Source organism: Hyphococcus sp., from assembly GCF_965228385.1.
In the GTDB taxonomy this organism is placed as follows: Bacteria; Pseudomonadota; Alphaproteobacteria; order Caulobacterales; family Parvularculaceae; genus Hyphococcus.
On record NZ_OZ245810.1, the window covers coordinates 2,588,067 to 2,601,139 of the forward strand.

General features: G+C 61.4%; 10 protein-coding genes. 4 read left to right on the forward strand and 6 right to left on the reverse strand.

Annotated features, from left to right (window positions below; genetic code table 11):
• Positions 1–10: 10 nt before the first annotated feature.
• From trbE to trbB, 4 genes are read right to left on the reverse strand one after another with little or no spacing between them, the layout of a single operon-like run.
• Positions 11–2,458 (reverse strand): conjugal transfer protein TrbE, encoded by a 2,448-nt coding sequence (trbE, locus tag ACQK2Q_RS12085; protein ID WP_425409993.1) that lies wholly within the window; start codon positions 2,456–2,458, stop codon positions 11–13.
• Entirely contained in the window at positions 2,452–2,703 is a 252-nt protein-coding gene (locus tag ACQK2Q_RS12090) for a VirB3 family type IV secretion system protein (protein ID WP_425409994.1), read from the reverse strand. The genes trbE and ACQK2Q_RS12090 overlap by 7 nt, the downstream gene beginning before the upstream one ends.
• A gap of 12 nt (positions 2,704–2,715) precedes the next feature.
• Complete coding sequence (locus ACQK2Q_RS12095; protein WP_425409995.1) at positions 2,716–3,045, reverse strand: TrbC/VirB2 family protein; 330 nt, start codon at positions 3,043–3,045, stop codon at positions 2,716–2,718.
• Positions 3,032–4,036 carry a P-type conjugative transfer ATPase TrbB gene (gene trbB, locus ACQK2Q_RS12100; RefSeq protein ID WP_425409996.1) on the reverse strand — a complete coding sequence of 335 codons (1,005 nt, stop codon included), beginning with the start codon at positions 4,034–4,036 and terminating at the stop codon, positions 3,032–3,034. The genes ACQK2Q_RS12095 and trbB overlap by 14 nt, the downstream gene beginning before the upstream one ends.
• Positions 4,037–4,217: 181 nt before the next feature.
• On the opposite strand from trbB, the gene ACQK2Q_RS12105 reads away from it, so the two are divergent.
• The 4 genes from ACQK2Q_RS12105 to ACQK2Q_RS12120 all read left to right on the forward strand — a co-directional run bounded on the left by ACQK2Q_RS12105 (position 4,218) and on the right by ACQK2Q_RS12120 (position 10,528).
• Positions 4,218–4,901, forward strand: coding sequence for an SOS response-associated peptidase (locus ACQK2Q_RS12105; RefSeq protein ID WP_425409997.1), 684 nt, complete (start codon positions 4,218–4,220; stop codon positions 4,899–4,901).
• A 116-nt stretch (positions 4,902–5,017) separates the two neighbouring features.
• On the forward strand, positions 5,018–5,788 hold the full coding sequence (locus ACQK2Q_RS12110; RefSeq protein ID WP_425409998.1) for an ImuA family protein: 771 nt from the start codon (positions 5,018–5,020) through the stop codon (positions 5,786–5,788).
• Positions 5,691–7,247 carry a Y-family DNA polymerase gene (locus ACQK2Q_RS12115; RefSeq protein WP_425409999.1) on the forward strand — a complete coding sequence of 519 codons (1,557 nt, stop codon included), beginning with the start codon at positions 5,691–5,693 and terminating at the stop codon, positions 7,245–7,247. Before ACQK2Q_RS12110 ends, ACQK2Q_RS12115 begins: the two co-directional genes overlap by 98 nt.
• On the forward strand, positions 7,244–10,528 hold the full coding sequence (locus tag ACQK2Q_RS12120; protein ID WP_425410000.1) for an error-prone DNA polymerase: 3,285 nt from the start codon (positions 7,244–7,246) through the stop codon (positions 10,526–10,528). The genes ACQK2Q_RS12115 and ACQK2Q_RS12120 overlap by 4 nt, the downstream gene beginning before the upstream one ends.
• Positions 10,529–10,538: 10 nt before the next feature.
• Here ACQK2Q_RS12120 and ACQK2Q_RS12125 read toward each other — a convergent pair whose 3' ends face one another.
• A complete protein-coding gene (locus ACQK2Q_RS12125) occupies positions 10,539–10,952 on the reverse strand; it encodes a CopG family transcriptional regulator (RefSeq protein WP_425410001.1) in 414 nt (137 codons plus the stop codon).
• A gap of 2 nt (positions 10,953–10,954) precedes the next feature.
• A complete protein-coding gene (locus ACQK2Q_RS12130; protein ID WP_425410002.1) occupies positions 10,955–12,949 on the reverse strand; it encodes a conjugal transfer protein TraG in 1,995 nt (664 codons plus the stop codon).
• Positions 12,950–13,073: the final 124 nt, after the last annotated feature.

Genomic DNA, 13,073 nt, shown 5'->3' on the forward strand with positions numbered 1-13,073 from the left:
TCTTATCCTCCTACTCAGCCGCCATGCACGATGACGCGGCGCCGGGCCACTGGCGCAAAATATCGACGGCCCATTTGAGATTTTTCCGGGTCAGGAATTCTTCGGCGAACGGCCCGCCGGTTTCGATGATCTGGTCCATTAGTTTTTGATCGGCGGGGCTTGATGAGCCGCAAAAAGCGAGCGCCACGGGGCCGAGTCCCAGCTCGAAAATGCGCGCGCCCAAGGGCGACTGAAAATAATAGTCGCGCTTCGGCGTCGCCCGCGCGATGATCTCGACCTGTCGCGGATTAAGCCCGAAGCGTTCATAGGTTTCGCGCTGCTGCGGCTCTAAGGCGCGTTCGTTCGGGAGAAACACGCGCGTCGGGCAGCTCTCGACGATCGCCGGGGCGATCGAGGCGCCCGCAATGTCGGCGAGCGATTGTGTTGCAAAGACGACAGCGACATTTTTCTTGCGCAGGGTTTTCAGCCACTCGCGGATGCGCGCCGCGAAAAGCGGGCTGTCGAGGAACAGCCAGGCTTCGTCCAATATGATGAGCGTTGGCCGCCCGTCGAAGCGGGCCTCCAGACGATGAAAGAGATAAGTGACGACGGGCGCTACCGCAGCCGGCGACGCCATCAGCGATTCCATCTCGAAACAGACCGTGTCGGCAAGCGCCAGCGTTTCGTCATCGGCGTCGATGAGCCGCCCGTAAGGCCCTTCAAGGGTGAAAGGATGGAGCGCGGATTTCAGCTCATCATGCTGCAACAACATGACGAGGCCGGTGATGGTGCGCTCTCGCTGTTCCGCCGTGCTCAGCGACCTGATCGCCGACCACAGGGCCTCTTTTTTATCGGGCGTTATCGAAACGCCTTCGCGCGCCGCGAGCCCGGCGATCCAGTCGGCGGCGAACGCAGCGCCGGTCTCGCTGTCAATGTCCTTCAAGGGTTGCAGCGATGGTGCGCCGTCGCTGCCGAGATCGATATGGGCGCCGCCCATGGCGAGGGTTGCGGCCCGCGCGGAGCGGCCCTTGTCGAAAATGAAAATCTGCGCGTCATGATAGCGACACCATTGCATCGCGATCAGCGACAGGAGCGCCGACTTGCCGGCGCCGGTCGGTCCGACAACGAGCGTATGGCCTACATCGCCGGCATGGAGATTCACCCGAAACGGCGTCGTCCCGTTGGTGTGCGCCTGGATAAGCGCCGGGGCGGATAGATGCTCGTTGCGCGCCTCGCCCGCCCATACGGAAGAGAGCGGCGTCATGTGCGCGAGATTCAGCGTATGGAGAATCGGCTGGCGGACATTGGCGTAGACATGGCCCGGCAGGCTCCCGAGCCAGGCTTCGACGGCGTTCAAGGTTTCGCGGATCGCTGTGAAGCCGCGGCCATTGATGATCTGCTCGGCCGCGCGCAACCGGTCTTCGACCTCCGAAATATCCTCGCTCATCACCGTCACCGTGGTGGTGACGTAACCGAAAGAGACGAGATCGTTTCCGAGTTCCTGAAGGGCGGCGTCCGCGTCGGCGGCCTTGTTGTCTGCGTCATTGTCGAGGAGCGCGGCCTGTTCGTTGAACATGACTTCGCGAATGACCGCGCCCATGCTCTTTCGTTTTGCAAACCAGTGCCGGCGCTGTTTCGCCAGCACCTTTTCAGCTTCGGGTTTGTCCATGGCGATGAAGCGAGTCGCCCAGCGATAAGGAAATCCCTGGCGGTTCAGATCGTCGAGAATGGCCGGCATGGTCGACGCCGGAAACCCGAGAATGGTGATCGTCCGCAGATGATGGTCGCCGATCATCGGTTCGAGCCCGCCGGTAAAAGGCTCGTCGGCCAATATGGCGTCCAGGAAGACGGGGATTTCCGGCGCCGCAATTCGATGGCGCTTCGCCGACACGCAAGAATGAAGATAGGAAAGGGTTTCGCTGTCGCTCAATGGCTCGATATCGACAAGCGCCGCCGACAGGAGATCATAGGCGCGCACGCAGGTCTCGATGAACGTGTCCAGCCGCCGGCGCCAGTCATCGGTTCCGTGCTTTTCAGACCGGGTGATGAGGGCGCGTTCGGCGCGGCCTTTCGCGTCCGCAGGCGGCAACCACAGCAGCGTCAGGTAATAATGACTTTCGAACTGGTCGCCGGTTTCGCCATCGAGGCCGCCTTCGAAGCGCAACCGCCGTTCTTCATCGACGAGCCAGGACGCGGCGTCGCCAAAATCCGAATGCGGATAATCATGAGCCTCGACTCGAACCGCTTCGAAGAAGAGCGCCCAGCCCGATCCGAAACGGCGCAGCACATTGTTAACGCGGGCCGTCGCCGCAACGAGTTCGGCGTCGGTGGCGCTCTCTAAGTCAGGCCCGCGATAGCGGAAGGTCTTCTGGAACGACCCGTCCTTGTTGAGGACGATCCCCGGCGCCGGGCTACAAGCCCACGGGAGATAGTCCGACAGCAGCCGCGGCTTGTCGCGATATTCACGTAAGTTCAGCATGAAAGATGCGCCTTGTGACGTAGGGAGCGGATTGCAACACTCATAAAATCGGGATCGGCCTTGGCCGCCATGACGGCGCCCGTATGTCCGGCGAGCCAGACGAGAAGCCCCGGTATCCAGAGACGAAGCCCGAGCGCCAATGCCGCAGCGATGGTGCCGATCAGGATTGCGGCCGAACGCGGCGCGCCGCCCATGAGGATCGGCTCGGTCAGAGACCGGCGCAGGGGAATTTCGAAACCGTCCATTACTCGCCTCTCTCAGTAAAGAACGGCGCCGCCGCCGAAGGAGAAGAAAGCGAGGAAGAAACTCGTCGCTGCGAAGGCGATGGAAAGACCGAAGACGATCTGGATGAGTTTGCGCATCCCGCCCGACGACTCGCCGAAGGCGAGCGCCAGGCCGGTCATGATAATGACAATGACGGCGGCGATGCGCGCGACAGGGCCTTCGATCGATTGCAGGATCTGGTCGAGCGGGCCTTCCCAGGGCATCCCGGAACCGGCGGCGTGCGCCGTGCCGACAAGGAGCACAAGCGCAGCGCCCGCAGCAAGCACGCGACGCGCCGCCATATTCATACTAACAGTTTTCATGGGTCTCTCCTTTAATTTGGGGAACAAGTTTGGGTTCGCAGAGCGGCGCGAATTCGTAAGCGTCGCCGTCGACGCCAATGACGCGCAGCGCGTCTTCGATGCGCCGCACGCCGTCATGGCGCGACATGAAGAGGACGACGTCGACCGCGTCCGCGATAAGCCGTTGCGGCGGCGCGCTTGTCGCTTCGGCCGCGAGTTGCTCTAGCCGCGACAGCGCGCCTTCTGCAGAATTTGCGTGCAGCGTCGTGACGCCGCCCGGATGGCCGGTGTTCCACGCCTTTAAGAGATCAAGCGCTTCGGCGCCCCTCACCTCTCCGACGATGATGCGGTCGGGGCGTAGCCGCATGGTGGACCGGACGAGACGCGACAGGCTTGCGCGCTCCCCGTGGGTTCTGAGCGCGACCGCGTTTTTTGCGGCGCATTTCAGTTCCCTTGTGTCTTCGAGAATGACAACGCGCTCTTCCGCGAAAGCGGGCTCAGCAAGCAGCGCATTCGTAAACGTCGTCTTTCCCGACGAGGTGCCGCCGGCAATGACGATATTGGCGCGCGTGGCGAGTGAGGATCGCAGCGCATCAGCTATCGCCGGCGCCAGGGCGCCGCTCGTCACATAATCGTCCAGCGTAAACGGCGCGACGGCGGGTTTGCGGATCGCAAAACAGGGCGCTTCCGAAACCGGCGGCAAAACGCCTTCGAAGCGTTCGCCGGAGCCTGGCAGTTCGGCGGAGATGACGGGATTGGCGCGGTCGCAAGTCTCGCCGACACTGCCCGCGACCAGCCTGATAATGCGCTCGCGCGCTTCAGCATCGAGAGTTTCTGCTTCACGCGCAAGACCTACGCCTGCCCTCTCAATCCAGATCGACCCGTCAGGATTGGCGAGCACCTCGATGACATCATCGGCGTCGAGCGCTGCTGCAACGGCGCCGCGAAAGGCCGAGCGCAGCATAGCGGTTCTGCGTTTTGAGGTCGTTTCCTGGCTTGCCGGGTGCGGCATTGATTGAGCGCCTTCTCATTGTCTTCAATGAGGCCCGATTGTCATCAGGCGGGCGCGGCGCCGATAGTTCGGAAACTCAAGGGTCAATCGAACCCATTCGCAAAACGTCGAAAGATAAGGCCCGTCGCGGCCCTCGGCGCTCAGACTTTATCCGGCGGTCTCCTTCAGGCATGATGGCGTCATGTGCGGAAGATTTTGGGCTTCGTTGACATGGGAAGAATTTCGCGAGCTTCTCGACCTGAAAGGCGAGCCGCCAGAGACGAATTTTCGCCCGAACTGGAATACCGCCCCTACCCATGACGTCCTCATTTGCTCGGAACGCGACGGCGAGCGCCATATCGAGCAAATGAAATGGGGCCTTGTCCCGATCTGGATGAAGGACAAGCCGAAATTTTCAACGATTAACGCGAAGGCTGAAACCATCGAAGAAAAGGCGACCTGGAAGGGCTCGCTTAACAAGATGCGCTGCGTCATTCCGATCAGCGGCTTTTATGAATGGCGGCGCGGCCCCGGAAAATCGAAACAGGCCTATGCGATCAAGCGCCGCGACGGAAAGCCGATGCTGCTAGCGGGTCTGTGGGCTTTCAACGACAAGGTCGATCCTGATAATCCGCGCACTTTCACCATCATCACCTGTCCCGCCAATGAGGTCATGGGCGCCGTTCATGACCGGATGCCGGTCATTCTCGATCCCGCCAATGTCGATCTCTGGATCGGACCGGAACCCTGGGGCGACGCGCATCGCGCGCTCCTCAAATCCTGCCCCGACGAATGGCTCACGGCCTATCCGGTCTCCAATGATGTCGGATCGGTCAAAAACAACTACGCCGAACTGATCGACCCCGAGGGCGATCCGATTTTCTAGGGCCTTTGGATTCAAGGTCTTAGCGACGGAATGTTCAGTGTAGAATCGATCCGCTTGACTCAAAAGTTCTCTTTTTGTTCTAATCCTCGTCCATAGCTGAAAACGGAATTCGCGGGATGCACGCCATCGCCCGCCGCAGGAGCCTTGCGGGGCTCCGGCGGCGCATCGCCGACATAGAGAAACGGGAATTCGCCGGTATTCCGGAGGCGGACGATCTCGCCTGCGGACCTGTTTCGCTTGCGCGCGGCGCCGTTCACGAATTCCGCGCGGGCGACTATCGCGATGCGCCTTCGGTTCTCGGTCTTGCGCTTGCGCTCGCCGGCGCCGCAAGCGCCGGACGCGCGCAGCCGATCATCTGGATCGGACAAACGCGCGATGCATTTCACGATGGCGTCCCTTACGGCTGCGGCTTAAACTATTACGGCGTCGATAGCGCGCTTTGCATCTTCGTTCACGCCCGCGACGAGAAGGCCGTTCTCTGGGCGGCGGAAGAAGCAGCGCGACACGATGCAATTGTTCTTATCGAATTCTGGAAACCGCATTCGCTGCTTGATCTGACGGCGACGCGGCGCTTGCAACTCGGCGCCGAACAATCGGGCGCGAGGTTGTTCCTGCTTCGGGACGCTCGTGATGAAGGCCCGAGCGCCGCGCGTACGCGCTGGCGCGTGAGCCCGGCGCCAAGCGCGGAAGATCCATTGGACGAACGGGGATTAGGGAGGCCGCGTTGGGACGTGGTCCTCGAAAAAAGCCGCGACGGGGGTCGCGGGTGGTGGGTATTGGAATGGGATCATGCAGAAAGAAGACTTGTCGAGGCCGCGCCGCATTCTCGCGGCGTGGTTCCCGCGATGGCCGACGGACCATTCGAAGAAACAACGGCCGTCGCTTGAAGAAGCGTCCGCGCCGATCGTTATCCATGAAAAGGCGAAAAGCGCCTTGCGCATCCGCGCCATGGACGTGCGCGCCGCAAAGCTCGGTTTCTATCAAGGCCAGGCGCTCGCCGATGCGCGCGCTATCGAGCCTAAACTCATCGCCGTCGACGCTAATGCCGAAGAGGAAACGCAAAGTTTCCGCCGTCTCGCCGAAGCGCTGATGCGCTATTCGCCTGTGGTTTCGGTTCAGGCGACCGGCGAAATCTTCATCGATATCACCGGCTGCCAGCGCCTTTTCGGCGGTGAGGAAGCGATACTTCGCGATCTCAGACAGCGCATAGCGCGCGCCGGATATTCCATGCGCGTTGCGATTGCGGATACGCCCGGCGCCGCCTGGGCGATAGCGCGCTTTGGAAATCTGGAGATCGCTGGTGGAGGCGCGCATCGCGTCGCCATCGCCTCATTGCCGGTCGAAGCGCTGCGCCTGCCGCCGGACTTATCCGATCGCCTGAGACGGCTCGGGCTCAAGAACGTCGGTCAGCTTTACAATATGCCGCGCAGTCCCCTGACGGCGCGATTTACGAAAGTGCTTTTATCGCGTCTTGGGCAGGCGCTCGGGACGGAGGCGGAACCGCTAGTTCCGATCATTCCGGCGCCGCGTTATTATTCTGAACGAAAACTCGCCGAACCGGTTTCCACCATCGACGCCGTCAAATCCATTCTGGCGCCGCTGGCCAATGATCTCGCTGAAGACCTTGCGCGTGACAGCGCCGGGGCGCGGCGTTTCGAGCTGGCGCTCTTTCGCGTCGACAACGCGGTCACGCGAATGAGCATTGGCGCCAGCGCGCCGGCCCGCGATGCAAAACATATCGCGCGGCTTTTTGAGAACAGGCTCGACGATTTGAAAGACGACTATGACGCAGGCTTCGGCTTCGAGCTGTTGCGTCTCTCTGCGTTCGACGTGCGCCCGCTTGGCGTCCGGCAGCGCGCCGCCTTCGATCTGCAATCGGACAGGGAGGCGCAGGACGAAGCACTCGCAGAACTGAAAGACCGCCTCAGCAACCGGCTCGGGGCGACAAACGTCCGCCGCATCAGTTTTCGCGACACGCATCTGCCGGAACGGGCGGCGCACTTCACGCCGGTCTTCAATACCGCGATGCAAACGGATGTGGGTCCCGTCAATCGTGTGCGGCCGGTGAAACTGTTGCCGCGCCCGGAAGAAATAGAAGCTCTTGCCGAAGTTCCGGACGGCCCGCCGATCCGGTTCAAATGGCGGCGCGTCGCTTATGCCGTCGCCCGCGCCAACGGCCCTGAACGCATCGCCGATGAATGGCAAGGCAAAGAGATGGCGGGACTGACGCGCGACTATTACCGCGTCGAGACAGCGGAAGGCCGCCGCTACTGGCTCTTTCGCGAGGGGCTCTACGGCGCGGAGACGACCAATCCCCGCTGGTTCCTGCACGGGTTTTTCGCATGACCGGTTATGCCGAACTTGCCGCCATGAGCAATTTCACCTTCCTCATGGGCGCGTCGCATCCGGACGAACTGGTGTTCCAGGCGGCGAAGCTCAGCCTCGACGCCGTCGCCGTCACCGACGTCAACACGCTCGCCGGCGTCGTGCGCGCGCATACGGCCGCAAAGGAGATCGGCTTCCGGTTCATCACAGGCGCGCGGCTTAAATTCACAGACGGCACGCCCGACATGCTGTGCTGGCCGTCGGACCGCGCCGCCTATGGGCGGCTCTGCAAATTGCTTACCCGCGGAAAAATGCGCGCGGCGAAAGGCGATTGCGAAATTTCTCGTGCTGACGCGCTGGACCTTGGCGAGGGGCAATTGTTTGCATGTCTGACTGACAATCCCTTCTCGCCGGTAGTCGCCCAGACATTGAATGACTTCCGCGCCGCCTTTCCGGGGTCGGTGTGGCTCGCCGGCGCGCGGCGGTTTCGCGACGACGACCGCCGGGTACTCAATTTACTCGCGCTGACCGCGAGGACCGCCCGCGTTCCGCTGCTCGCCGTCAACGACATTCTCTATCACGCGCCTGAACGCCGGCGGCTCGCTGATGTAGTCCACTGCATTCGCGAACATTGTACGGTTTTTGACGCAGGCCGCGCCCTTGAAGCCAACGCCGAGCGGCATCTAAAACCGCCGGCGGAAATGCTGCGCCTTTTCAAGGAGCACCCGGCCGCCATCGAAGAGACCTTGCATGTGGCGGCGCGCGCGCAATTCTCACTCGATGAGCTGCGCTATGAATATCCGGAAGAAACATGCGGGGTCAGCGCCACGCCGCAGGAAGAACTTGTGCGCCTCACCTGGGAGGGCGCCAAGGCGCGTTATCCTGATGGTGTTCCCGAAAAGATCGTCGCCGCGCTCAATCACGAACTCGCGCTCATCGAACAGCTCGACTATGCGCGCTATTTTCTGACGGTTTACGACATTGTGCGTTATGCCCGCTCGCAAGACATTCTCTGTCAGGGCCGCGGCTCGGCGGCGAACTCGTCTGTCTGTTACTGCCTCGGCGTCACCTCAGTCGATCCGGCGCGCATCGACCTTCTCTTCGAGCGCTTCATCTCGGCGGACCGGAACGAGCCGCCCGATATCGACGTCGATTTCGAGCATGAGCGACGGGAAGAGGTAATCCAGTATATCTACAGAAAATACGGACGCGACCGCGCTGGCATCGCCGCGACGGTCATCACCTACCGCACCAGAAGCGCGGTGCGTGAAGTCGGCAAGGCGTTCGGGCTATCCGAAGACGTCATCTCGTCGCTCGCCAAAAGTAATTGGGGCGGCGATGCGTCCGGCGTCAATGAAACGAGCGTCAAGGAACAGGGTCTCGATCCCGCCGATCTCACCTTGCGTCACGCGCTTCGATTCTCGAAAGAGCTGATCGGCTTCCCCCGCCATCTTTCACAACACACAGGCGGGTTCGTCATGACGCGGGGACCGCTGGAGGAAGTCATTCCCATCGGCAATGCGGCCATGCCGGAGCGCAGTTTCGTCGAATGGGACAAGGACGATCTCGACGCGCTCGGCATGATCAAGGTCGATGTCTTGGGGCTAGGCATGCTGACCTGCATCGCCAAGGCGTTTACGCTTCTCAGAAAACATTACAGCGTCGATCTCGACCTCGCCTCGATCCCGGCCGAAGAAGCGGAAGTTTACGACATGATCTGCAAGGCCGACACGCTCGGGGTTTTCCAGATCGAAAGCCGGGCGCAGATGTCGATGCTGCCGCGCCTCAAACCGCGCAATTTCTACGACCTTGTCATCGAAGTCGCGATCGTCCGGCCGGGACCGATCCAGGGCGACATGGTGCATCCCTATTTGCGCCGCCGAGACGGGCTCGAAAAGGTCCAATATCCGAGCAAGGATCTGGAAGACGTTCTCGGCCGCACGCTCGGCGTGCCTTTGTTTCAAGAGCAAGCCATGAAGATCGCCATCGTCGCTGCCGGCTTCACACCGACGCAAGCAGACGGGCTCCGCCGCGCCATGGCGACCTTCCGGCGGGCGGGCACGATCCATCAATATCACGACAAGATGGTCGAAGGCATGGCGGCGCGCGGCTACGACCGCGCGTTCGCCGAACGCTGTTTCAAGCAGATCGAGGGTTTCGGCGAATATGGTTTCCCTGAAAGCCATGCGGCGAGTTTCGCGCTGCTTGTCTATGTCTCCTGCTGGCTTAAATGCCGCTATCCCGATGTCTTCTGCGCCGCGCTCGTGAATTCACAGCCCATGGGCTTTTACGCGCCGGCGCAGATCGTCCGCGACGCGCGCGAACATGGCGTCGGAGTCAGGCCCGTCGATGTCAATCGCTCCTTTAGCGACCTGACGCTCGAACCGGTCGAGGAGCTTCGCAACATTCATGCCCGTCATCGCGATATGGAAAAGTCGATGCGGGCAAATCATGCGGTGCGTCTCGGATTCCGGCTGGTCAAAGGCTTGCCGGAGAAAGACGCAGAACGCATCGAGGAATGTCGCGGCGTCGGTTACGATTCCGTTCGTGACCTCTGGCTCAGGACAGGGCTCTCTCAGGCATCACTCGAAATTCTCGCCAACGCCGACGCCTTCGGATCGCTCGGGCTCTCGCGCCGTGATGCGCTCTGGGCCGTGCAGGGTCTCGACAAAGTGAAGGGCGACGATGAGATGCCGCTCTTCGCCGCCGAGCGCGCCTTCCGCAAGGAAGAGGAAGTGCGACTGCCGACCATGCCGCTCGGCGAAGAAGTCGCCTATGACTACAAGACCCTCAAGATGTCGCTCAAGCGTCATCCGGTTTCGTTCCTGCGCGGCTGGCTTCAATCGGCGCGTTACGCCGCCAATGAAGACTTATGGAAGATGACGAACGGCAGGCTCGTATCGGTTTCGGGCCTCGTGCTGGTGCGCCAGCGGCCGGGCACCGCGAAGGGCGTCATTTTCGCGACCCTCGAAGACGACACCGGGATCGCTAATATCATCATCTGGCCGAAAGTCTTTGAACGCTTTCGCCGGGAGGTTCTGGGCGCGCGCTTCCTTGGCGTCTCCGGCGTCCTCCAACGCGAGGGCGATGTCATCCACGTCGTCGCCCGGCGGCTTTTCAATCTGACGCCGAAGCTCGCTGACTTGAGCGACTATCACGGCGAGATGGATGACGGGCTTTCAAGGGCGGACGAATTCAAGCGGTCGGTAATCGAGGATTTAAGGAAGGGCGATTTCCGGCGCCGCATGGAGCGCGCCAAACACATGGAGAGAATCCTCCCCGGCGGGCGGAATTTTCATTAAACGCCGCCCGTTACTCGCCGAGCGGATCGCTCTTGCAGACCCGCCCGGCAAGGTTGTTCCCCTCGCCGATCTTTGCCGCCACCTGCTCGATAAAATAGTCGAAGCGTCTTTGCCCGAGATTATGGGCGACATCACGTTCGCCCTCCGGCAGCGGCTCCGTTCGCGTCAACCAGTAAAGCACATATTGTCCTAGCGTTTCGAGAATGATCGCGGCGTCGCGCTCAACGGCGCCTTGTCTCAGATCGATGGCGTCAAGCCGCTTCAGGATCACCGCTTCACGCCCGGCTTTTGCGTCAGGGTCAAAATAGCAGCGCAGCGCATCCTCGACGATGGCGGATTGTGTGACGCCGGGCCCTTGTGCGGCATTGTCGAGGTCCGCCCAGACGCGATCGCTTAACCTCACATGAACGCGACGTTTCGCCATGGTCAAAAATCGGGCAACAAATCTTTGTCGACGCGATCGAGGGCGGCCGCACGCCTTACGCGCTCCGCCGTTGCCTTGCGGGCGTCATCGCCGGCGCCGTCGGCGAAATCCTCTTCCGACAATTCCCGCTCCGGCTTCTCATGATCTTCGTCGATCTTCCTTTCGGCCTTCTCCGGCGCCGGCGTGAGCTGCGGCTCAAGTCCGCCCTCATCGCCGCCTGACGGAAGCGCCGCATCGTCCGCTGCAAGATTCCTGTCTGTTTTCCGGCAAGCTGACGCCCAATCGTCCGGACGCGCCGCCGGCAACATTGGCGCCGACGGCGGCGCGCCGGTTCGTTCAGTAAAATTCGCATCCTCGTAATAGCGAAGCTTTTTCGCCTTGATGGGCGGCGCGCCGGAGATCATGACCACGGCGTCATCCGGCGGAAGTTGCATGACTTCGCCCGGCGTGATGAGGGCGCGCTGCGTCTCCTGGCTCGACACCATGACGTGGCTGAGCCAGGGCGCGAGACGATGGCCCGCATAATTGCGTTGCGCGCGCTGCTCCGTCGCCGTCCCGAGGGCGTCGGAGATGCGTTTCGCCGTCCGCTCGTCATTAGTGGCGAACGCAATACGCACATGGCAATTGTCGAGAATGGAATTGTTCGGCCCGTAGGCTTTCTCGATCTGATTAAGCGACTGCGCGATCAGGAAGGCCCTGACGCCGTAACCCGCCATGAAGGCGAGCGCCGACTCGAAGAAATCGAGCCGGCCGAGCGCCGGGAATTCGTCGAGCATCATTAGAACGCGCCGCCTTCCCCTTTCACCCGGGAGCGTTTCCGTCAGTCTTCGCCCGATCTGATTGAGGATGAGGCGGACCAACGGCTTCGTCCGGGAGATATCCGACGGCGGCACCACGAGATAGAGCGAGGCCGGCCGGTCGCTTTCGGTAAGGTCCGCAATACGCCAGTCGCTTGCGGATGTGACGCGCGCGACGACCGGGTCGCGATAAAGCCCAAGAAAGCTCATTGCTGTTGAGAGAACGCCCGAGCGTTCGTTTTCCGATTTGTTCAGCAATTCGCGCGCCGCCTGCGCGACCACGGGATGCGCGCGCGGCGAAGCATCGGTCCCGATATGATTGGTCGACATCATCAGTTTCAGGGTCGTCTCGAAACTGCGGCGCGGATCGGAGAGAAACACCGCGCATCCGGCAAGCGTCTTTTCTGATCCGGCATAAAGAACATGCAGGATGACACCCACAAGCAGCGCGTGGCCTGTCTTTTCCCAATGGTTCCGGCGTTCGAGCGAGCCTTCGGGATCTACAAGGATGTCAGCAATATTCTGTACGTCGCGCACTTCGTTCTCGCCGCGGCGCACTTCCAGCAGGGGATTGTATCGCGCCGACGCGGGATTAGTCGGATCGAACAAGAGACAATGGGAAAAGCGCACGCGCCAACCCGCTGTCAGCGCCCAGTTCTCGCCCTTGATGTCGTGAATGACGGCGCTTTCCGTCCAGGACAGCAATGTCGGCACCACAAGGCCGACACCCTTGCCTGAGCGTGTCGGCGCGAACGCCATGACGTGCTCGGGGCCGTCGTGGCGTAGATAGTCGGATTTCCAGCGCCCGAGAAAGACGCCGTCCGGTTTCAAGAGGCCTGCTTCCTCGACGTCGCGCGTCTTCGCCCAGCGCGCAGATCCATAGGTCGTCACGAACTTTTGAGAACGCGCGCGCCACAGCGATCCAGCGATTGCGGCGGCGGCGCCGAGAAACCCGCCACCAGCCGCCATGATCCCGGCGCGGTTAAAAACCTCCGGCGCATAAGCCTCGTAGGCGTACCACCATTGGAATAACCGCCATGGTTTGTAGATCGGCGCGTCGAACAGCGTGAACCATGGCGCGCCGAGACGCGCCTGAAATCCTAGTTCGTAGGCCGTCCATTGGGTCGCCGCCCACAGCGCCCCTGCGATAATGATCACGACGATCAAGAATTGGCCGATCAGTAACTTGGTTGGTGTCATCTAGCCGGTATGGTCCCCAACGGCATTGCTTGCGTTGCATTTTTGCTTCGGAGCGCCGTCCTCGCTAGGCTATTTTCGGACAATTTCTTCCAAAAAAATACAAAACCAATTTTCCGATCAGCAT